This window comes from Veillonella sp. (genome assembly GCF_018364065.1).
In the GTDB taxonomy this organism is placed as follows: Bacteria; Bacillota; Negativicutes; order Veillonellales; family Veillonellaceae; genus Veillonella_A.
Map to the genome: position 1 here is coordinate 76,619 of NZ_JAGZMO010000005.1, position 21,188 is coordinate 97,806.

Sequence of the window (21,188 nt, forward strand, 5' to 3'; positions counted from 1 at the left end):
CTCCATACTAAACTATAACATTATTCATCGAATATTCAATTCTTCTCTAATAATTGAACTTGCTACATTATTATATCTAAATTTCTCTAACTAATCAATGAATTCTTTGAAAATTCTTCCTATAGGTCTCTTTATTAAACAATTTGTGTATCTATATATGTCGATTTCACGACTCTTTCTGTGAGTAACTTCTTCCTTCGGTGCCACAATTGAAGTCTGACAACTTATCCTTTATAATTAAATATATACATTTTAAAATCTCCGGAAAGGACGTTGTATGACGCAAGCTCAAACTCTCACTCCTACATTAGGGAGTAAAATACAGCGATTTATTCGCCTCACCATTCCCATTATTATTACACAATTTTCTCTCATGGCCGGCTCCTTTATTTCAATCCTGCTGACCGGTCAATATAGCACCGTCGATCTGGCGGGCATTTCTATCGGCTACAACATTTGGGTAGCCGCTTTTTTCGGCACTATGGGCATTTTATTAGGCATATCCCCTATTCTTGCTCAACTGCTGGGCGCTAAGAAAACAGAAGACATTCCGGTCATTATCGGAAACGGTCTTTATCTGGCAACAGCCTTAGGCATAATCCTCATCAGCATCGGCGCTATAAGTCTGAAGCCATTACTACAAGTGTTACATCTGGAGCCCGCAGCTTATGACGTAGCTATGCAATATATGGCCGCCATTGGCGTAGGGATTATTCCCCTCCTTTGGAGCTGTATCTTGCGAAATACCGTCGACTCCCACGGGTATACGCATTACTCCATGATGGTCATCCTCACCAGTTTCGGCCTTAACGTCTTCCTCGACTACGGCCTCATTCTTGGCCACTTCGGCATGCCTGCCTTGGGTGGTCTCGGTGCCGGCATCGCCACCGCTATCTGCTCCTGGTACAATGTGCTGGCCTATAGCGTCATCCTCAATTACAGTAAAGTATTCAAGCACTATCGCATCCTTCGCAGCTTAGGCAAACCGATGCGCATTTACATCATTGAACAAGTAAAGTTAGGTGTGCCTATCGGCTTCGCCATTTTCTGTGAAATGAGTATTTTCAGTCTCGCCGCATTGCTCATGGCATACTACGGGACTAATATTATCGCCGCGCATCAGGCCGCCATTAGCTTCACCAATCTGTTCTACGGATTCCCACTCAGTATCAGCATCGCCTCCACCATCGCCGTAGCGTATGAGGTAGGGGGCAAACGCTTTAAAGATGCGCGCACCTACGCGTATATTGCGCGCATAATGGCAATTATTATTGCCATCCTCATTTGTTCCTATAGCTTTACGCACCTTCACGAAATTGCCGGTTTCTATACGAATGATCCGAACATGATTCAGTTAATCGGCAGCTTCTTATCCTATGCAGTGTTCTTTTCCGTTATCGATGCGTTCGGTACTCCTTTACAAGGCGTGCTGCGAGGCTATAAAGATGTTAAAATTGTTTCCGCCATCGCCATTTCCTGCTATTGGGGCGTCAGCGTACCTGTAGCCTACCTGTTCACATTTGCGTTTAACTATGGTCCTTACGGCATTTGGGTTGGACTCCTCAGTAGCGTGGCCGCAGCCGGCATCTTATACACCTGGCGTACATGGTATATTCAATACCGCCGCTATAAATCAGTAGCCTAATATAAATGTACAGATAGCCTCAACGCAATATGTCCAGTTCATCATAATATTTCTATTTTTATAAACACAAAACCGCTTATTAGAAGCTTAAGGTGCTTCATAAGCGGTTTTATTTTTGTTACTATTGTTTCTACTATTGTTATTGCTATTAGTACGACTATTGTTGTCACTACTATTTTAGCTGTTGTTATTACTATTATTTTTACTTTTTAAACTTTACCGCATAGGCACGCACTTTGAATTTAGAGGTGCTGTCCATGGAGCCAACCATAGGCAGGCTTTGTGCCAATGGAGATGTTTTTATAGGAATTTGCAGTTGTAAAAATTCGTTCAACTTTTCAATTAAATTCGCTTTTTGTTGCAAAATATCTTTTTGTACAGTGCCGCTCAATTCCTGACCATCTTCATAGATGTAATACAATTGAAGTTTTGTGCCGGCGATTACAAAATACGTAGCTTTCAACACAACAGATTCTGTAATTAATTGAAGCAAACGTTCCAACTCTACTAAAGAGCTCAATTCCACATTTATTGTAAGTGCATGAAGAGTACCGGCATTGCGTCCCGTAAGCCCTTGACCGTAATAAGCAATTGGTGCCAACACCACATGAGATTTACCAATCTGGTTCGTCAGCTCTTCCAGCTCATCACTAATTGCAAAGTGTGTAACCGCTTTCCCGTGATCATCTTTGATGACTAAAATTCCATTAGGCTTTCCTGATGAGCCACCTTTGGCTTCCAATAAACCGGCGGGAAATATTTTTCTATAAAAAGAAAATGTATCCACCTCTTCATAATTGTTTGCTGCTAAATATTCCAGTATATGCGTGTGTTGCAAATCCATAAAAGACCCTTTCGTCATTTCATTCAAAGTATTATTTAATTTAAACTATCATAAAATTTAAACTATCATAAAATTTAAGCTATCATTAATTTAAGCGATTATTTAATTCTAACTGTCATTACATTAAACATTATTTCGCTTAAAACAAAAAATGTTTATTTCTTCATAAAGTCCACGCCGCTCTTCCAGGCCTGGCCTACTTTTTCCCCTACTTCATAGTAACCGTGTTGTACTTGGTCGAACAGGAAGGTATGTATTTTCGCCGGTTCAATGTTGCCTTCGCTATCTAAAATGGTATCGTCTGCCAACACATTCACAATACGTCCTACTACGCGGAGTCCATAAGATTCAGTCTTCATTTCTTCCACGGTGCATTCCAAAGTAAGCGGATATTCTTCAATAACCGGAGCATCTACGTTTTCGCTCTTAGTAGCAGTCAGACCGCTGCGTTTAAATTTGTCCGCCATCGTGTTGGCACTGGCAATGCCTAAGAAATCGGCTTCTCTTAATGTATCAACGCCGGGAACAGCCAAGGTAAAGGCGCCGCGCGCTTTGAGATTAGCTACAGTCTTATGCCCTTCATCAAGATTCATTTCCACCATATCGGAATTACAGATACCGCCCCAGGCCATCATCATTACGTCAACAGAATCATCTTCATTATAAGTGCCGACCATGTACACCGGCATAGGAAACAAATACGGTTTTACGCCAAAACTCTTTTTCATACAGTTCCTCTCCTTTATTCTATAATGTACCTTATTGTGCAATGTACTTTATTCTGTTATGAACCTTATTATGAAATTCACTTTATTCTGCAATGTGCCTTATTCTGTAAAGTAACTTATTCTGCAATGTCCTCTAGTAGCATGGTAACTTATTCTGCAATGTCCTCTAGTAGCATGATTATTTCTTTTCTACCATGTTATAGCTTTCATCAATCAGCGAGTAAATTGCTTTAATATCCGCTTCCCCGTGCAGCATGATGGATACCCAATGTTATTTATTCATATGATAGGCCGGGAAAATCATTGTATTATCCACTAATGATTCCACTTGGTTCGATTGTACTTTTACGTTCATAACATCAATGAGTCCGTCTTGTGAAAGTCCCAATCTGCGATACGGGATATACATAATAATACCGTACCACTTCTGCGACCGCTCTGTTTTTAGCGTACAGTATGTAGGATATTGCGGCCATGGATATTCCGGATTCGTATTGTATACGTCCTTGCAATAGGCGAGTATTTTATTGCGAAGACTGTATTCTGTAAAGCACTGCTGAAGTATATACTGTACCCATGTATTTACTTCGTCCCGTACGGCTCCGATAAAAGCACCTTCACTGTCTTTCAGTTCAAATAATGTAATAATCTCTCGATCCGGCGTGGTCAATACGGACACTTCAAACTGTTTTTCATTAATCCTTACATGCATCAGTAAATCTTCGTTCGTCAATGCCCGTTCCCACGTATAGGTGCCATCCTCATGCATTTTAAATCCGAAATATATCGCCTTCTTTGTATCAAAACAATTCGTATTGAAAATTTCATTAAAAAACACAGTCCGTCTCCCTTCCGTGTGTGACATACGTTTGTTTTTATTATATCACGGCAACGTACCTTTCACCCACAAATTTACAGGGATTACACAATATTTAGCCCGATTTTTTACATATATATTTTGAATAAAAAAAGCGATAAATCCGAGTGAACTGCTCCTCATGTTAAATTAGAAATTTAACATTGAAAATTCCACAGTTTCTGTCCGAATTTATCGCTTTTGTAATTTTAAATCTGTCTTAAATCTATTCAAGATCTTTTTAGATGTATTCCAAATCATTTTCACATCATTTCAGATATATTCAAAAATTTTTAATGTATTCTGAATAGTTTTCGTATCTGTTTAGATTTATTTCAAATCTATTTTGAAAACACTCTAAATTGAAATGATTTATTTATCACCATGCAGCATGCTGCGCATCTGCGTCGTGCCTTCATCGTCCTGTTGTTTCCAGGTTAAAGCTACAACGGTGATTTTACCTTCTTTAATCGCCATTACGTCTGTTCGTGTAGGCTCATCTTCAGAGGTAAGTTTGCCGCCGATCCAGTAGTAGGTGCGGCCGCGACGGTCTTGGCGTTCGTCGATAATATCATAGTAATGCTGCATGCCCTGGTCAAGAACTTCTACCTGTTCCCAGCCTACAGGGCCGCTTTTCGGGAAGTTCACATTGAGCAAACCTTTAAAGCCTTCCTGCACATATACTTTATCAATAAACTTCGCAATGAACGGCATAATTTCCGCACCGCGCTCACGGGAGTAACGGCCTACAGATAAGGCCAAGGCCGGCACTTTATAAAACATAGCTTCCATAGCGGCACTTACCGTACCGGAATAGAGTGCATCGGAGCCCAGGTTGAATCCGTCATTTACGCCGGACACTACTAAATCAGGCATGTCTTCACGCAAATAGAAATATAACGCCAATTTCATACAATCCGTAGGAGTCCCGGTTACAGCAAAACGTTCCGGATTGTCTCCTTCTTTCGAAAGATGCAACAGGCGAACCGGCGTTTGAATGGTAATGGCATGGGACTTGGCACTTTGTTCCACTTCCGGAGCCACTATGGTAACACGGTGATTATTGGCCACTAATTCACGAGCTAAATCTCTAATTCCGCCTGCACGAAATCCATCGTCATTCGTTAATAAAATATGCATCGTAGAGTCCTTTCTAAAAAATACTTAGATAAACAGAGAAAGTGCCTGGAAGGGCACTTTCTCTCTCATTTCTCACGGTGCTGAGAACTTTCAACAGAGTCAGCATCATTGTTAATACTGTCTTACTTGTTTCTGTTTTTATCTGCTTTGACAGGTTTCACATCACCCATACGAGTTAAGTTAACTTCACCTAAAGCGACCCCGCGGGTGTGTTGTGTATGAGCCCATACTTTATCATGGCGATTCAAGAATCCCAAGAACGTAACCGGTACCCAACTGTACATAAACAGAGGATATACTAAATAATACAACCAAACTTTCCCCGGCACCTTAATGCTCGCCAACACGATGAGCGGGAATAAGTACTGGCCGATACCGATGATAGTCCATACGGTAATCGGTAAAATCTGGTAAATAATATTCGTATAAATCGGGAAATACGCATTGATGTAGGTTAGAATCAGATACGCCGTAGATACTAATAAGAAGTATGGCTGGCTGATCTGAATAATACCATCTAAAATACGAATGTTTCCCTGTTTAATACCTTCTACAAACAACTTCGGAATGTACCGCTCGCCACAGTCGAAATGGCCTTGCGCCCAACGTTTGCGCTGACGCCAGGACTGCATAAAAGTAAGCGGTTTTTCATCATATACAATGGCATCGTGAGCCCAGGTAGTACGTACGCCGTGAATGAGCAGCTTCATGGAAAACTCCATATCTTCCGTCAAGCAGTTGCAGTCCCAGCCGTATTTTTTAATAATATCCGTGCGGATACACATACCCGTACCACCGAGAGCCGTTGAAAGCCCCAAATTATATTTTGCTAAGTGCCACAGATGATTTACCATCCAGAAAGCGATGGCAAATGTACCTGCAACCCATGTATCTGTAGGATTTTTAGCATTCAAATAACCTTGAATCACCGGTTCACCCAACTCTAAATGGTGATTCATTTCCAATAAGAAGTTAGGATGAACTAAGTTATCAGCGTCAAAAATGACGAAAGCATCGTAAGTGCGATCCATGTCGTAGATGCGGTTAAACATCCAGCCCATGGCATAGCCCTTGCCCACTTCCTCACGATTTTCCCGCTCATGCACATTAGCCCCTGCTGCATGCGCAATGGCGGCAGTGTTATCGGTACAATTATCGGCGACTACGAAAATATCGTACAGTTCGTCAGGATAATCTAAAATTTTCAGATTTTCCACCAGCTGACCGATAACAGCTTCTTCATTATGAGCACAAACAATAATGGCAAATGAGTTCTTAGGCGTATAGTTCTTTTTTTCTTTCCTTCTCCACATTCCCGCTACAGCCAATACAAAGAAGTAAAGCGTGTAGAACACGATAATTACTTGTAGCGGAATCATGATCAGGTCAAGAATATAATCCATTTACGTCCTTCACCTCTCACTGTTTTACCGTATTAATAATAGTATTACAAATGCCGAATACTGCGTAAAGCGCAAAAATAAGTACCGGCCATGCATGCCAATCCATAACCAATGCGGCGATGCCCAGCACAGCTGTAATTCCAAGAGCCAAGGCATTTACCTTGTCGGCTCCTTTACCTTTAAAATCAGGATGGTGTACGCGGCTCACCATGAGGTAACCGACGATAACCATCAACACCATAAGCAGCCATTCCGGCAAACGAATACCGGACAATACATATGTTGCGGCCATACAACCTGCCGCAGGAATAGGCAATCCCAAGAAATAGCCATGCACTTCTTCCGTCATAATATTAAAACGGGCCAAACGAAATGCACCTAATACGGAAAACACTAATAGGGGTATGTAAGCAATCCATCCGATTCCCTGTAATTGATACATAAAAAGCATGTACGCCGGTGCCACGCCGAATCCGACTACGTCAGCCAACGAATCAAGCTCACGGCCCAGCGGACCGGACACGCCTAAGGCACGCGCTACACGGCCGTCAAAGCCGTCGGAGATTAAAGAGAACAGCACGCAGAGCGCTGCGCCCGTAAACTCTCCTTGCGCCGCCAACGTAATACCGATTACACCGAACGACAAATTAGCAGCCGTAAACAAATTCGGAAATATAGACTTATCCATTCGCTTGAATCCTCCCAACGATTGTTTCTCCGCCTCGCACTTTGTCACCTTTTTTTACACAAATCTCTACCGACTTTGGTACAAAAAGTTCGGTGCAAGAACCGAATTTTATCATGCCATATAATTGGCCCTTCGTTAAGGTGTTGCCAAGATCAGTCCACGATATAATGCGACGAGCTAATAATCCTGCGATTTGAGTTACTAAAATTTCAATCTTTCCATTGTCGATGCCAATGGAGTGGCGTTCATTTTCGTAGCCTACAGAACTTTTATAGGCCGGCAAAAATCCACCACATGTATATTGTCGGAACGTTATCTTCCCTTCCATCGGTGCCCGGTTTACGTGCACGTCGAAAACGGAAAGAAAAATCGTTACCTTCTTACATTCCATATTTAAAAATAAATCTTCATATACTTCACTTACGTCCATGACCGTACCGTCAGCCGGAGATACTAATAAATTAGGATCCGTCGTGATATTACGGCGCGGATTTCTGAAAAAGAACAGAAAAAAGCAAGCAAGTACAAAGGGTATAACGGCCACGTAGGGAGATACAAAGTATCCCACCAACAGGGCCAACAGAAAGGTTCCGATAATAAACGGAAACCCGTCCTTTACGATAATCCCTGTGGGCATTTCGCACCACCTCTCTATTTTTTTGCCTTTTTAACGGCCCACATAAACTTCGGTAAGGCCATCATGCGTCCAATACGCTGCGGCTGGTTGGCTAACCGATACAGCCACTCCAACCGGTTCTTCTGCATCCATTGCGGCGCACGCTTCACATTGCCTGCCATTACGTCAAAAGAACCGCCCAAGCCGATGGCTACCACACCGCTCAAATGAGACAGTTTGGAAGTAATCCACTTCTCCTGCTTAGGCACACCTAAGGCGACTAACACTAGTTTAGTGCCCCCCTCTTCAATTGTTTTGATAATACGTTGCTCTTCCTGCTCATCAAAAAAGCCGGAATGAATACCGACTACTTTTAATGAACCGTGGCGCGCTTCCATATTTTTGACAGCCTGTTCGGCCACACCCGGGGCTGCGCCTAAGAAATATACCGGCGTATTGTGTTTAGCCGCTTCGCCCAATAAAGCGACAGCCAAATCACATCCCGCTACACGCTCAGGTACATGTTTCCCCAACTGCTCGGCGGCCCATAACACACCGGCCCCGTCCGGAACAGCTATATCTGCTTGTTTTAAAATGTCGTGCAATTCCTTGTCCTGTTGAGCACGCATAACCATTTCAGCGTTAACCGTGACTACAGTATGTAGCCCCGGCTCAGAATATAAATCCTGTACACGCTGAACTGTTTCTTTCATGGTTATGACATCAACCGGCACATCGAGAATGCTCAATTGATTACGCAATACAAATACACCTCAATATCAGCCGCTATAGTTAGGCGCTTCCACAGTGATGCTAACATCATGCGGATGGCTTTCCTTAAGACCGGCTGCCGTAATTTGGATAAACTGAGTATCATTAATCATTTCCTGGATGTTGTGGCAACCACAATATCCCATGCTGGCGCGAAGACCGCCCACCATTTGGAAAATGGTATCAGCCAACATGCCTTTGTAAGGTACGCGACCTTCAATACCTTCCGGTACTAATTTTTTAGCTTCTGTTTGGAAATAACGATCTTTACTGCCCAGCTTCATAGCGCCCAAGCTGCCCATGCCGCGATATACTTTATAGCTGCGGCCCTGGTAAATAACAGTTTCTCCCGGACTTTCATCAGTACCGGCCAAGATGTTACCCATCATAACAACACCGGCACCGGCTGCAATAGCCTTGGCAATGTCGCCGGAGTATTTAATGCCGCCGTCAGCAATAATTGGAATATTGTAACGACGAGCCACTTTCGCACTTTCATATACGGCTGTAATCTGTGGTACACCGATACCGGCGATAACACGAGTCGTACAGATGGAACCAGGTCCGATACCTACTTTAACTGCATCAGCACCGGCTTCGATTAAAGCTTCTGTGCCGGATGCGGTAGCTACGTTACCTGCGATTACAGGAATGTGCGGATTAGCCGCTTTCAATTCCTTAAGTGTGCGAAGTACGCCTGCAGAATGGCCATGAGCTGTATCAACGATAATAACGTCAACTTTTGCTGCTACGAGCGCATCCATGCGGTCATATAAATCTTTGCTTACGCCTACAGCTGCGCCAACCAATAAGCGGCCGCTGCTGTCTTTAGCGGAATTAGGATATTTAGTTGCTTTTTCAATATCCTTAATTGTAATCAGGCCTTTTAAATTGCCCTGTTCATCAACTAATGGTAATTTTTCAATGCGATGTTGACGCAAGATGGCCTTAGCATCTTCCAAGGAAGTGCCTACCGGTGCAGTAACCAGGTTTTCACGAGTCATAACTTCGCCGATAGGACGAGTTAAGTCATTTTCGAAACGCATATCGCGGTTGGTAATGATACCTACCAGTTTACCGTCCACTGTTACAGGCACACCGGAAATTGCGTATTTACGCATTAATTCTTCCGCATCAGCCAATAAGTTTTGTGGGCTTAAATAAATTGGATCAACGATGATACCATGTTCCGAGCGTTTTACTTTGTCCACCTCATGGGCCTGTTCTTCAATGGACATATTTTTGTGAATAACGCCCATACCCCCTTCACGAGCCATGGCGATAGCCATGCGTGATTCTGTTACAGTATCCATGCCGGAACTAATCATTGGAATATTGAGCTTAATGTCACGTGTCAGGTTAGTAGTTAAATCTACTTCGTGCGGCAACACATTCGATGCTGCCGGTACTAATAATACATCATCAAATGTCAAACCGCGTAACCCAAACTTATCTTCTCTCATGGTAACTTCCTTTCTCCTTAATTTTCACTACATCTCTAACATCAGTCAGTTAAACAAACTACTTTTTTCACTACATCTTAAGTGTCGCTCTTATTTACAGTTTTTAAGTTTTGAAGCGTGTAAGCTTATCGACTTTATTGGCTCTCCGGCATTTAAACATCAGCGCTATTCAGCTTCGAACTTTATAGCCTTATTTCAATCCGGAGGATTGCCGCCTGCACAGAGCAACTTAGAATCGATTACTTTTCGGAGCGAAGTACGCCGCCTTCCATAAAGTCATCTTTCTTCATATCAACGAAAATAACCTTAACGGCTTCTTTAGGAACCTTAACAATATCAACAGTTGCTTGAGTAATAGCTTCACCTAATTGTTTCTTTTGTTCCTTAGTACGTCCTTCCACTAATTCTACGTGAATGATTGGCATTATAATCTACCCTCCGTCCTTAAAAACGAATGAAAAAATCGTATGTATAGAAATATCTATCTTGTTATTATACCCTTTCCCGGACAAGAAAATCAACTAAAACCAGGGAAAGAAAAATGATATTTCGCATATCTTTTTTGTGTTAATCAACCTGCGCTGCCAATGAGATTTTGCATTCGTGACAGATAATATTCCCACACTCTTTAATTATACATGATTCGTTCAAAACCTGCACCGAATCTCGTCAATAAATGAGGTTTCATTATGGTGACCGCATCATCAAATTTTGTGTGCTCCAGCCAATGTTTCGCATCCTGCCGAGCCGCCACGAGCAAGTCGATATCTTTTAAAATGTTGGCGATTATTAAATCGGGCAATCCATGCTGCATCAAACCGAACAGTTGACCACTGCCGCGCAGGAGTAAATCCTGTTCCGCAATGACGAAACCGTCCTGCGTAGACGTCATAACTTTCAGGCGCTCGCGGGTTTCCTCGTTCTTGCTGTCGCTGATAAGTACGCAATAGGACTGCGCACTGCCGCGTCCTACACGGCCGCGCAACTGATGAAGCTGAGACAGCCCAAACCGTTCCGCCCCTTCCACACACATAATCGTCGCATTCGGCACATTGACCCCAACTTCGATTACCGTCGTGGAAACCAACAACTTAATACGCCCTTCGTGAAATTCCTCCATAATGGATTCTTTATCGGCCGCCGCCATGCGCCCATGCACCAGGCCTACACCAAATTGTCTGCCATAGCGCTCCGCCAGCTCTTCATAAAGTGCTTCTGCCGCTACCAGGTCGAGTTTCTCCGACTCTTCCACCAACGGGCACACTACATACACCTGGTGACCGGCAGTCATTTCTTTTTCAAAGAATACGTGAAGCCGTTCCTTATAGGTTGAGTCAACCGCATAGGTTAGCACAGGCTTACGTCCCGGTGGTAATTCTTTGATCAAGCTCACTTCCAAGTCCCCATAAATGGACAATGTCATAGTTCGAGGAATCGGCGTAGCCGTCATAACCAATACATGAGGATTCTGCCCTTTACGCTGCAGTGTGGCGCGCTGCTCAACACCGAAGCGATGCTGTTCATCAATAATGGCCAAGGCGAGCTTTTTAAAATGCACCTTCTCCTGAATCAATGCATGGGTCCCCATGACAATGTGGATTGAGCCGTCTGCCAGCCTATCATACACAGCCTGGCGTTCCGCCGTTTTCATAGAGCCTGTCAACAGCGCCATCTTAACAGGCAAATCTTTCATTAAACTTTGGAAACTTTCAAAATGTTGTTGCGCCAAAATTTCTGTCGGTGCCATAAGAGCGCCCTGGTATCCGTTCTCTACCGCCTTAATCAAGCTGATAGCCGCCACCACCGTCTTACCGGCCCCTACATCACCTTGGAGCAGGCGCCGCATTGGTCGCTCCGACTCCATGTCTGTCGTAATTTCTAAAACAGCCCGCTGCTGATCACCTGTTAATTTAAAGGGAAGTTGCTTTAAAAATTGCTCATAGAGCGTGCCGTTCGGCATCATTTTAACACCGAGCTCGACTTGCTCCTTTTGACGAAGCAGAAGAAGCCCGGCCTGCATAACAAATAACTCTTCATAAGCCAGCTGCTTTCGCGCCAATCCGTGACGCTCTACATTCGTCGGCAAATGCATTTCCTTAAACGCTTCATAGCGCGGCATGAACGAATGTTCCTGACGCACCTCTTCCGGTAAAATGTCCGGCAATTCATTATTTGCGCGGAACCAATTGGCCACTGCATTGCGAATCGTGTATTGTGAAATGCCGTCCACTAACGGATAGACCGGTACAATACCGCCTTGAGGCTCCTGATTTTCGTAAAGCACCTCAATGTGAGGCGTATTCATCTGCAGCGATCCGTAGTTAAACTCCACCTTGCCGTATACATGAAGGCGTTGTCCCACTTTATAAAAATTCTTCTTGTAGCCCTGATTAAACAGCACAACCTTGAGCGAACCCGTTCCATCAGTCAAAAAAATCTCTAAAATCGACAGGCCTCGGCGCGGTTTCTTTTCCTGCACACGCATAACCTGCCCCGTCGTGGCCCCTACCATATCCGCCTTCAATGCGCCGATTAAATACGTGGCACTTCGATCCTCATACGCTCTGGGAAAATACGTCAATAACGATGACACATTCGTGACGCCTAATTTATTCAATTGCTTTACCCGACTGGGGCCAATCCCCTTAATCGTAAGCAGTGACTCTTCCATCATAACTCCTTATCATCGTACAGCCCTTCACGTTTTTATATTTTCACATATAACTTTATATCCTCACATACAATTTTATATCCTCATATGCAATTTTATATGTTCACATACAATTTTATATTTTTAAGTACACTTTATATCTTCAAGTATATCTTTATACATTCACATACAATGTTATATCTTCATATACATATTTAGACTGTACACAAACTCACAATCTTAGTATATAATAGTACATAATTACTTGGGAATGACTAAATAGAAGAATGGTAAAATAATCTTCAATCATTCTTCAATCATTCTTTAACTCCCCTGTAATTCATTACTTTTAACAGGACAATCTAATCCACTCGGCACAGATGAAAAACAGAAAAAATCTGCTTGCCTTCACATATCTGTTTGTGATAGAATACATATGTTATGTTGTAAATTATGCTTGGAGGTGGAAATTATGGCAAACCTTTGCGAAGTATGTGGCAAAACCACTGCTAGCGGCATGAATGTGAGTCATTCTCATATCCGCACAAAAAGGACCTGGAAGCCAAACATCCAGAGAGTACGAGCAATTGTAGACGGCGAAACCAAAAAGGTAAATGTATGCACTCGCTGCCTTCGTTCCGATAAAATTACACGCGCGTAAAAAATAAGAAGGTACATGTACTCTAAAAGAAGGCTATGACGTTTGTCATAGTCTTCTTTTTTTGTCTAATTTTAGAGAAGATAGAAAATATATCTTTTGCTACTCTCTTTGTAATAGCTAAAATATATGCCCTCTCGCAAACCCTTCGTAGGATAGAAATGTATGGCTTCGCTCAAACTTTGAGTCATGGCTCATGAGATATGAAGTAAAAAATATCTCCTTTAGCTGATTGCAGGAATGAAAAATATACCCCCTCGCAAACCCTTCGTCAAGCTCAGAAGGTGTTGCTCCGGGGGTATATTTTTATTCCTATGGCAAGAGTATATCAAGAGAAATATTTTTCTCCCCTATTCTTATGATTTAGCCACTCAAAGACTCGAAAACCTTATACCTTTCAACCAACTTCAGAACAATCACTACGAGAGTATATCTTTCATCTCCCACAACCTTAACTCACAAAATATATTTTCTATCCTCCTCCATCATTCAGCCCTAAAAAGAAGACCATGACTACACACATTCATCCCCTTCTTTTAGAGCGGGGAAAAAAGAGAGAAAAACACCCTCTATCTCACCAACCCCTTAGACCGATACTCTAAATAAAGCATTCGAAACAAAAACTCGAGGCACTGAATCAGACCCACCCCGCCCCCCTCAAAAATATGCCCGGGGGCTCTAAAAATCCCTTTGCTGTAAATCAGATTCTCCTAATAAAAAGCTCTATTTCAGTAACACTTCCCCCGGATTCTCTGAGTAAGACACTCCCAATAAAAAATATCCTCTCGGAGCAACACCTTCGGAGCTTGACGACGGGAAGGATATTTTTATTTCTGATGCTCTAAGTCAGACTTTTCCCATAAAAAATAACCCATCGGAGCAATGCCCTTCGAGCGAAGGCTCGGGGCTTGCGAGATGGGTTATTTTTTATGCTCCCGGATCCCATATTTTTGGTATATAGATATCTTTAAACAATTTTATAGCATACTGATCTGTCAGCCCCGCCACGTAATCGACGATGTCGGTGAGTGTGATGATTTTCTCATGGCCCACTTCGTTTCGCAGGAGTTCAGGGTTTTCCATGTAGTAGCGGAAGAGGTAGGTTACTACGTGGGCGGCTCGTTTGCGGTCCGGAATGAGTGCCGGTGCCATGTACACGTTTTCGAACATGAAGCGGCGGAAGAGGTTCATTACGTCCATAACTTCTTTGGACATTTTAATGCTGTCCTGGTCATCAGATTCGCGCACCATATCCATAACCATGGAGGTTATCATGGCGGACGGTGTAACGCCTAGTCGTTCGCGTACTTCTACAGGCAAGTCTTTTGCTTCCAGCATACCTGCCCGCTGCGCATCATCAAAGTCATGACACAAGTAGGCGATGCGGTCTGTTATGCGAACAATCTGGCCTTCCAAGGTAAACGGCATATGCATGCCCGTATGCCCCAAGATGCCGTCGCGCACTTCCCGCGTAAGGTTTAGACCTTTTCGGTCTTTTTCAAGTACGTCCAAGGTGCGAAGGCTCTGTTCATTATGATTGAAATGACCCACCACATCACGCAGCGCATATTCGCCCACATGGCCAAATGGCGTATGGCCCACATCATGGCCCATGGCGATAGCTTCGGTCAAATCTTCATTGAGCTGCAACGCTCGCGCAATAGTGCGGCCGATTTGCCCCACTTCCAGTGTATGTGTCATGCGCGTGCGATAATGATCGCCCGGTGCAATATACACCTGTGTTTTATGTTTTAATCGGCGGAAACATTTGCTGTGAATGATGCGGTCACGATCTCGTTGAAAGGCGGTGCGCAATAAGTCGGGCTCTTCCTCCCTATCCCGTTTAGCCAAACGACTTTTAGCCGCCCGGGGTGATAAATACTGCTCTTCCCGCTCCTCAATTCGCTCACGTACTCGCATCTTTCAAATGCCTCCTCTCAAAAATTACAAATTAACGCGCCATTTCCTGTTGCTTGTTGCGCTCAATCAGCTGCATTACAAAGGATGCCGTTTCTTCAATGGACTTATTCGTCACATCCAGAATCGGACAATGAACGCGGCGCATGACGGCTTTTGCGTATTCCAGCTCTTCCTCAATGCGCGACATAGTGGCATAATTGGCCTCACGATCAAGACCCATAGTGCGAAGACGCTCACAGCGAATATTATTCAGTTTATATGGATCAATGATCAAACCAACCACTTTTTTCGGTGGAATTTTAAATAATTCTTCCGGTAGCGGCACTTCCGGTACTAACGGCAAGTTGGCCGCTTTTATTTTTTTATACGCCAAGAACATGGATAACGGCGTTTTACTTGTACGGGACACACCGATAATAACGATATCCGCTTTTTCAAAGCCTGCCGGGTTTTTACCGTCATCATATTTTACGGCAAACTCGATAGCTTCTACCTTTTTAAAATATTCCTGGTCGAGTTTATGAACCATGCCGGCAGTAAGGCGAGGCTGCGTTTTTACAACGCTGCTTACCGAATCCAGCACAGGCCCCATAATATCTACGGCCTGTACACCCAAAATCTTTGCCTGGTTATGTAAATATTGACGCAATGTAGGCGACACGATTGTATGACAAATTACATTGTCACCCTGCGCCGCCTCGCGGAGTACGTCATCAATCTGCGTCTCCTGATTAATATATGGAATACGTACAATATCAATATCTTCCTGGTCAAACTGACTGGCCGAAGCACGTGCTACCGATTCGGCAGTTTCACCTAAAGAGTCAGAGATTGCATAAATAATCTTATTACTCGCCATGTTTCACCTCGTATGACAACATTTATATCGTTCAACTTATGTATATATGATTTCAGTCATGTTTTCTTAGAGCCGACTATTGAATCTCAGCTCTAAACGGTCTTTGATAATTTAGTTATTCTGCACCGGCTTTAATTATGCCGGACAGCATGTAATTAGTTTACTATAAGTCCTAATTGTTACTGTTTTATTACTTCTATTTTCTGAAAAAAGATATCTTGAAATGTATATCTATACTGCTCTACTCTGATTATACGCAGGAAAAACAGTTTTATTCAACTAAAAATTGCAAACTTGTCATATTTTTTCTATTCTTTAGCACATTCCAGCAACATTTTTGTAATTGTTGTCTTAGAAATGCGGCCTAAGACTTTAAAACGTTTACGCCCTTTCTGTTCCACTTCTTCCAGTACAGGCAGGCAGTCTACTTCATAGTCCACCATGTGTTGCGCCGTTTCCACCACTGTATCATCAGCGGTACAGCCAATAATTTTACTGCTCGGCGTCATGATCATGGAAATCGGCATTGACTTAGGGTCGTTTTTACCGATAGCCGCACGGAGCAAGTCCTTGCGGGATACGATGCCTACTAAAAAACCGTCTTCACAAACCAATACGGTGCCCACATCTTCTGTAAACATGGTCACTATCGTATCGTACAGATTTGTATCCGGTGCCACGGCCACCGCCTGGGCCATCACTTCATGGACCTTATAGCGTCTGATTTCATCAGCCACGGGATTAACGCCTTTACCGCCCACGTAGTAATACCCTACTTTCGGACGCGCATCTAACAGGCCTGTCATAGTGAGTACTGTTAAATCGGAGCGCAAGGCCGAGCGTGTTACGTCAAGACGTGCGGCAATCGCTTTGCCCGTAATCGGTCCCTCTTCTTTTACTATTTCTACAATATGCTGTTGTCGTTCGGTCAGTTGCAATCATTACACCTCCTTACGAAAAACAGGAGGCCCGAAGAGCCTCCTGTTCGCCACTATGTGATTACCATTCTAATTCATTACCCATAGAACGGCCACGTCCTGTTACAGCGTCCAGCATGAGGCGCTGTTCCAATTGAGCTACCATCTTCTTCGTGGATTTTACCGCATCAGGATTTACGGAGATGGAATCAATGCCGCTGCGTACGAGGAATTCACAGAATTCAGGATATACGCTTGGCGCCTGTCCGCAAATCGATACTGTCTTACCGTCGCGATGTGCCACTTCGATTAAGTGGTGGATAGCGCGGCGAATAGCCAAGTTACGTTCATCATAAATATGCTGTACCGTTTCATTGTCACGGTCACAACCTAAGATTAACATAGTCAAATCGTTAGAGCCGATGGAATATCCGTCTACATATTGGTTGAATTGATCTGCCAAGATAATGTTGGAAGGAATTTCAGCCATGAGCCAAATCTTGAAATCTGCACTGCGTGCCAAGCCGTTTTCAGCCATTACACGAGTTACTTCAGCCGCTTCTTGTACTGTACGGCAGAATGGAATCATAACCTGTAAGTTTTTAAAGCCGTATTCTTCACGAACCTTGCGAATCGCTGCCAATTCCAATTGGAATGCAGGTGCGTATTTAGGATCGTAGTAACGGGATGCACCGCGCCAGCCCAATAAAGCACTGGATTCATGCGGTTCATGTTTGTCGCCTCCTTTTAAATCGCGATATTCGCTGGATTTAAAATCGCTCAAACGCAATACTACCTGACGTGGAGCCAAGGCCTGACAAACTTTACGCATACCTTCAGCCAATGTATCGATAGCGAATTGGCTGCGGCCTGTTTCGATTAAGTGTAACGGATGTTCATGGATGAATGTAGTCCAAATGAACTCTTCACGCATTAAGCCGATACCGTCACAAGGTAATACACCATATTTTTCAGCCAAATCAGGGTCGCCCAAATTCATGTACACTTTAGTGCCTGTTACAGGGATAAATTCAGTAGCTACCGGAGCGGCTGCCTGTTCTTCTTTTTTAACTGCATCTTCTAAAATGCCGTCATATACGATACCGTTAGTAGCATCAACCGTAATATCCTGACCGGTTTTAATGCACAATGTACTTTCTTTACTGCGACTCTTTGTACCTACGATACAAGGAATACCCAACTCACGGCTTACGATGGATGCATGGCAAGTCATACCGCCCGCATCAGTTACGATAGCTTTCGCTTTCTTCATAGCCGGTACCCAGTCAGGTGCGGTCATAGTCGTAACAAGGATTTCCCCTTCTTTGAAGCTGTCAATATCGGCAGGATCTAAGATTACGTGAGCTTTGCCGGCTACTTTACCAGGACTTGCAGGTAAACCTTTTACTACGATTTCACGATTTGTTGTTGTAGCAGTCATAGTTGCCTCCGTTTTGCCCGGTTTCTTCTTGCGGGACCATACAGTTTCAGGACGAGCCTGTAAAATCCAAATCTTATTCGTGCGTTCATCAACGCCCCATTCCATATCCATGTAGCAGCCGTAGTGTTTTTCAATAGCTAAGGCATATTTTGCCAACTCAATAACTTGTTCGTCGGAAATAACCTGTGCTTTTGCCTGTTCTTCAGGAATGCGGATTTCTACACAATCCCCTTCCGGTTTACGAACAAGAGCTACGTTTTTATCATTAATCATACGATCTTTAATCGTTAAGGATTGTTTATCTACAGTGAAGTTGTCAGGTGTTACTGTACCTTGTACAACGTATTCGCCAAGGCCCCAGGAACCTTCGATTAAAATACTGGAGTCATCGCCGTCCACCAAGTTTACAGTGAACATTACACCGGCCGCTTTGGAGAATACCATCATCTGAATGGCAGCACTGAGAGCTACAGTCATGTGATCGAAGCCCTGTTTTACACGGTAGTATGTAGCACGGTCAGTAAATGTGGATGCGTAGCATTCTTTTACTTTCTGAATAACTACATCGGCACCGCGTACGTTTAAGTATGTATCCTGTTGGCCTGCAAAGCTGGCGTCAGGTAAATCTTCTGCAGTAGCACTGGAACGAACAGCTACGAACGGATTTGGTTCGCCCACTTTTTCACCCAATTCAGCGTACGCTTTTTCAATAGCGTCAGCTAATTCTTGCGGCATTTCCGCATTCACTATTAATTGACGGATATTGAAGCAGATTTCACGAAGTAATGCGGAGTTTTCCACGTCATCCAATTTGCTTAATTCCGCTTTAATCTTTTCTTCAAGACCTGTTTGCTCCATAAAGAACCGATAGCCATGCGCCGTGGTTGCGTAGCCATAAGGAACCGGTACATTTGTAGAAGAAGTCATTTCACCTAATGAAGATGATTTACCGCCTACGAGCGCCACATCTTCACGCTTTAATTCATCAAACCAAAGTACATATGCATTTTCACGATTCATTGTATGAAACCTCCTAAGAAAAGAAATACATTAACTGTTTAAATAGTACAACACATTTAATGTAAAGTCAAATATTTTTGCTACACTATTTTATATGGAATCCTATTTAGGAGTGATTAATTTTTGATTTAATGCCGATATAGACGTCATTTTTCTCAAATTACATCGGAATTAGAACAGCAAAAAAGAGCTGCAACCACGAGGTTTGCAGCTCTTTAGTGTTATATTGAGTTCAGTGATTCAAACTCTTTAGATTATGGAGTTTTAATTGGTCTCAAATATAACACACTAAATATATAGTGCAGCACATTTAATTAGCATATAACAATCTCAAGCTCTACTCTTATTTAAACTGAAGTTTAATAAACTTACGTTTACCCACTTGAAGCACCATTTCGTTTTCAAGGGTTACGTTTTCTTCACTGCATTTTTCACCGTTGATTTTGAAAGCACCGGCTTTAATGGAACGACGCGCTTCACTGTTACTTGCAGTAAGACCTGCATCAGTCAACAACTGTGGAATGTACACAGGTTCTGTAGGTGCATCCATTTCATACGCAGGAATATCGGTAGGCAACGCATGCTTCTGGAATACACGAACGAATTGTTCCTGTGCTTCATCAGCCGCCGCATCACCATGGTACAGACGAACGATGGTATGAGCCAACTTCATCTTCGTATCGCGAGGATGTGCTGTGCCCGCTTCCAACGCCGCTTCTAATGCTTCCTGTTCTTCAATGGACATGTCGGTTACAAGCATGAAGTAACGCATCATCAATTCGTCAGGAATACTCATAGCCTTACCGTACATTTCGGTAGGCGCTTCACTGATGCCGATGTAGTTGCCCAAGGACTTACTCATCTTCTGAACGCCGTCAAGGCCTTCGAGAATTGGCATAGTGATTACAGTTTGAGGATCCTGGCCGAATTCACCCTGTAAATGGCGACCCATGAGAAGGTTGAAGGTCTGGTCGGTACCGCCGAATTCCACATCCGCATGGAGAGCGATGGAATCATAGCCCTGCATGAGCGGATACATGAATTCGTGAACGCCGATAGCACGGCCTTCGGTATATCGTTTTTGGAAATCATCACGTTCAAGCATACGCGCTACTGTATATTTAGCGGCCAATTTCAATACATCTTCAAAAGATAATTTGCTGAGCCATTCGCTGTTATACACAACCTTGGTTTTAGATTCATCAAGAACTTTGAAAATCTGTTCTTTATACGTAGCCGCATTGTATGCGACAGCCGCTTCATCAAGAGGCGGACGAGTCGCACTTTTACCGGTAGGGTCACCGATGCGCGCTGTGAAGTCACCGATAACGATGACGATTTGATGGCCTAAATCCTGGAATGTTTTTAACTTGCGAAGTACTACAGTGTGACCTAAATGGATATCAGGTGCTGTAGGGTCCAAACCTAATTTAATAATTAACGGTTTGTTTGTCTCAATGGACTTAGCTAATTTCTTTTTAAAATCTTCCTCTGGAAGCAATGTATCAACGCCGTGTTTTATAAGACGCAATTGCTCTTCTAATGATTTCATCGTAAATCCTCCTCAAA

18 protein-coding genes are annotated in these 21,188 nt (G+C 43.3%); 2 read left to right on the forward strand and 16 right to left on the reverse strand.

Features of this window, described 5'->3' with window-relative positions; all coding sequences use genetic code 11:
- The first annotated feature begins 277 nt into the window (after positions 1–277).
- Complete coding sequence (locus KHZ77_RS06765; protein WP_295197084.1) at positions 278–1,645, forward strand: MATE family efflux transporter; 1,368 nt, start codon at positions 278–280, stop codon at positions 1,643–1,645.
- A 202-nt stretch (positions 1,646–1,847) separates the two neighbouring features.
- Here KHZ77_RS06765 and KHZ77_RS06770 read toward each other — a convergent pair whose 3' ends face one another.
- From KHZ77_RS06770 to recG, 11 genes are all read right to left on the reverse strand, one after another.
- Complete coding sequence (locus KHZ77_RS06770; RefSeq protein WP_295197087.1) at positions 1,848–2,489, reverse strand: hypothetical protein; 642 nt, start codon at positions 2,487–2,489, stop codon at positions 1,848–1,850.
- Between the two features lie 155 nt (positions 2,490–2,644).
- On the reverse strand, positions 2,645–3,217 hold the full coding sequence (locus KHZ77_RS06775) for a flavin reductase family protein (protein ID WP_295197089.1): 573 nt from the start codon (positions 3,215–3,217) through the stop codon (positions 2,645–2,647).
- A gap of 271 nt (positions 3,218–3,488) precedes the next feature.
- The gene (locus tag KHZ77_RS06780) at positions 3,489–3,986 is read right to left on the reverse strand and encodes a hypothetical protein (RefSeq protein WP_295197091.1); all 498 of its coding nucleotides are present in this window, start codon (positions 3,984–3,986) and stop codon (positions 3,489–3,491) included.
- A 459-nt stretch (positions 3,987–4,445) separates the two neighbouring features.
- Entirely contained in the window at positions 4,446–5,213 is a 768-nt protein-coding gene (gene surE / locus KHZ77_RS06785; RefSeq protein ID WP_295197093.1) for a 5'/3'-nucleotidase SurE, read from the reverse strand.
- A 122-nt stretch (positions 5,214–5,335) separates the two neighbouring features.
- Entirely contained in the window at positions 5,336–6,616 is a 1,281-nt protein-coding gene (locus KHZ77_RS06790) for a glycosyltransferase family 2 protein (protein ID WP_295197095.1), read from the reverse strand.
- Positions 6,617–6,632: 16 nt separating this feature from the next.
- Positions 6,633–7,304 (reverse strand): CDP-diacylglycerol--serine O-phosphatidyltransferase, encoded by a 672-nt coding sequence (pssA, locus tag KHZ77_RS06795; protein ID WP_295197097.1) that lies wholly within the window; start codon positions 7,302–7,304, stop codon positions 6,633–6,635.
- A complete protein-coding gene (locus KHZ77_RS06800) occupies positions 7,297–7,941 on the reverse strand; it encodes a phosphatidylserine decarboxylase family protein (RefSeq protein ID WP_295197099.1) in 645 nt (214 codons plus the stop codon). The genes pssA and KHZ77_RS06800 overlap by 8 nt, the downstream gene beginning before the upstream one ends.
- A 14-nt stretch (positions 7,942–7,955) precedes the next feature.
- The gene (locus KHZ77_RS06805; RefSeq protein WP_295197101.1) at positions 7,956–8,681 is read right to left on the reverse strand and encodes a WecB/TagA/CpsF family glycosyltransferase; all 726 of its coding nucleotides are present in this window, start codon (positions 8,679–8,681) and stop codon (positions 7,956–7,958) included.
- A gap of 18 nt (positions 8,682–8,699) precedes the next feature.
- On the reverse strand, positions 8,700–10,154 hold the full coding sequence (gene guaB, locus KHZ77_RS06810; RefSeq protein WP_295197104.1) for an IMP dehydrogenase: 1,455 nt from the start codon (positions 10,152–10,154) through the stop codon (positions 8,700–8,702).
- A 239-nt stretch (positions 10,155–10,393) separates the two neighbouring features.
- Positions 10,394–10,579 carry a 4-oxalocrotonate tautomerase gene (locus KHZ77_RS06815; RefSeq protein ID WP_295197106.1) on the reverse strand — a complete coding sequence of 62 codons (186 nt, stop codon included), beginning with the start codon at positions 10,577–10,579 and terminating at the stop codon, positions 10,394–10,396.
- A gap of 203 nt (positions 10,580–10,782) precedes the next feature.
- Complete coding sequence (gene recG, locus KHZ77_RS06820) at positions 10,783–12,825, reverse strand: ATP-dependent DNA helicase RecG (RefSeq protein ID WP_295197108.1); 2,043 nt, start codon at positions 12,823–12,825, stop codon at positions 10,783–10,785.
- A 451-nt stretch (positions 12,826–13,276) separates the two neighbouring features.
- Here recG and rpmB point away from each other — a divergent pair, with 451 nt between their 5' ends.
- Positions 13,277–13,465, forward strand: a complete 189-nt coding sequence (gene rpmB / locus KHZ77_RS06825) for a 50S ribosomal protein L28 (RefSeq protein WP_006556543.1) — start codon at positions 13,277–13,279, stop codon at positions 13,463–13,465.
- 924 nt (positions 13,466–14,389) lie between these two features.
- On the opposite strand, the gene KHZ77_RS06830 is transcribed toward rpmB, so the two are convergent.
- The 5 genes from KHZ77_RS06830 to tyrS form a co-directional block, all read right to left on the reverse strand.
- Entirely contained in the window at positions 14,390–15,382 is a 993-nt protein-coding gene (locus KHZ77_RS06830) for a deoxyguanosinetriphosphate triphosphohydrolase (protein ID WP_295197109.1), read from the reverse strand.
- Between the two features lie 31 nt (positions 15,383–15,413).
- On the reverse strand, positions 15,414–16,241 hold the full coding sequence (locus tag KHZ77_RS06835; protein ID WP_295197111.1) for a pyruvate, water dikinase regulatory protein: 828 nt from the start codon (positions 16,239–16,241) through the stop codon (positions 15,414–15,416).
- Between the two features lie 308 nt (positions 16,242–16,549).
- Positions 16,550–17,179 carry a helix-turn-helix transcriptional regulator gene (locus tag KHZ77_RS06840; protein ID WP_295197114.1) on the reverse strand — a complete coding sequence of 210 codons (630 nt, stop codon included), beginning with the start codon at positions 17,177–17,179 and terminating at the stop codon, positions 16,550–16,552.
- Between the two features lie 61 nt (positions 17,180–17,240).
- Entirely contained in the window at positions 17,241–19,619 is a 2,379-nt protein-coding gene (ppsA, locus tag KHZ77_RS06845; RefSeq protein WP_295197117.1) for a phosphoenolpyruvate synthase, read from the reverse strand.
- Between the two features lie 343 nt (positions 19,620–19,962).
- Positions 19,963–21,171, reverse strand: coding sequence for a tyrosine--tRNA ligase (tyrS, locus tag KHZ77_RS06850; RefSeq protein ID WP_295197120.1), 1,209 nt, complete (start codon positions 21,169–21,171; stop codon positions 19,963–19,965).
- Positions 21,172–21,188 lie beyond the last annotated feature (17 nt).

What these genes read in the sequence shown, in the direction of transcription:
- KHZ77_RS06765 (WP_295197084.1), top strand. Translation starts at nt 278, where the DNA reads ATGACGCAAGCTCAAACTCTCACTCCTACATTAGGGAGTAAAATACAG.
- KHZ77_RS06770 (WP_295197087.1), bottom strand. Translation starts at nt 2,489, where the DNA reads ATGGATTTGCAACACACGCATATACTGGAATATTTAGCAGCAAACAAT.
- KHZ77_RS06775 (WP_295197089.1), bottom strand. Translation starts at nt 3,217, where the DNA reads ATGAAAAAGAGTTTTGGCGTAAAACCGTATTTGTTTCCTATGCCGGTG.
- KHZ77_RS06780 (WP_295197091.1), bottom strand. Translation starts at nt 3,986, where the DNA reads ATGCATGAGGATGGCACCTATACGTGGGAACGGGCATTGACGAACGAA.
- surE (WP_295197093.1), bottom strand. Translation starts at nt 5,213, where the DNA reads ATGCATATTTTATTAACGAATGACGATGGATTTCGTGCAGGCGGAATT.
- KHZ77_RS06790 (WP_295197095.1), bottom strand. Translation starts at nt 6,616, where the DNA reads ATGGATTATATTCTTGACCTGATCATGATTCCGCTACAAGTAATTATC.
- pssA (WP_295197097.1), bottom strand. Translation starts at nt 7,304, where the DNA reads ATGGATAAGTCTATATTTCCGAATTTGTTTACGGCTGCTAATTTGTCG.
- KHZ77_RS06800 (WP_295197099.1), bottom strand. Translation starts at nt 7,941, where the DNA reads ATGCCCACAGGGATTATCGTAAAGGACGGGTTTCCGTTTATTATCGGA.
- guaB (WP_295197104.1), bottom strand. Translation starts at nt 10,154, where the DNA reads ATGAGAGAAGATAAGTTTGGGTTACGCGGTTTGACATTTGATGATGTA.
- KHZ77_RS06815 (WP_295197106.1), bottom strand. Translation starts at nt 10,579, where the DNA reads ATGCCAATCATTCACGTAGAATTAGTGGAAGGACGTACTAAGGAACAA.
- recG (WP_295197108.1), bottom strand. Translation starts at nt 12,825, where the DNA reads ATGGAAGAGTCACTGCTTACGATTAAGGGGATTGGCCCCAGTCGGGTA.
- rpmB (WP_006556543.1), top strand. Translation starts at nt 13,277, where the DNA reads ATGGCAAACCTTTGCGAAGTATGTGGCAAAACCACTGCTAGCGGCATG.
- KHZ77_RS06830 (WP_295197109.1), bottom strand. Translation starts at nt 15,382, where the DNA reads ATGCGAGTACGTGAGCGAATTGAGGAGCGGGAAGAGCAGTATTTATCA.
- KHZ77_RS06835 (WP_295197111.1), bottom strand. Translation starts at nt 16,241, where the DNA reads ATGGCGAGTAATAAGATTATTTATGCAATCTCTGACTCTTTAGGTGAA.
- ppsA (WP_295197117.1), bottom strand. Translation starts at nt 19,619, where the DNA reads ATGAATCGTGAAAATGCATATGTACTTTGGTTTGATGAATTAAAGCGT.
- tyrS (WP_295197120.1), bottom strand. Translation starts at nt 21,171, where the DNA reads ATGAAATCATTAGAAGAGCAATTGCGTCTTATAAAACACGGCGTTGAT.